1 protein-coding gene is annotated in these 349 nt (G+C 43.6%); it reads right to left on the bottom strand.

What is annotated here, in order from left to right; all coding sequences use genetic code 11:
• On the bottom strand, positions 1-349 hold a 349-nt coding region (locus G6042_RS00580; protein WP_449404250.1), incomplete at both ends, for a DUF7507 domain-containing protein.

Raw genomic sequence — 349 nt, 5'->3', positions numbered from 1 at the left:
GAAGGGTCGATTGGTGTCGGGTCTTCTGAGTCGTCAGTTACAGGGTTGTTGTTCGGGTCTGTTCCGGTTGCGGTTGCAATGTTGTGAACTCCACCGTTGTTGATGTCGGCTTGTGTGATTGTATAGGTTGCCATTGCTGTTCCCACTTGTCCCGGTAACAACGTACTTGATGTTACTATCAAGTTCGATACGCCGATTACGGCATCATTGATTGTCAAATTGTTTACGGTTACGTTTCCTGTATTGGTTACCGTAAAAGTGTAAACAATCGTATCGCCTACGTTTACAATAGTATCAGCATTCGCATCAGTATAAACACCGTCTTTCAATAAAGTGATTTGTGGTGTTT

The organism is Flavobacterium solisilvae (assembly GCF_012911605.1).
GTDB classification, from domain to species: domain Bacteria; phylum Bacteroidota; class Bacteroidia; order Flavobacteriales; family Flavobacteriaceae; genus Flavobacterium; species Flavobacterium solisilvae.
This window is presented reverse-complemented; position numbering and strand designations above follow the sequence as displayed.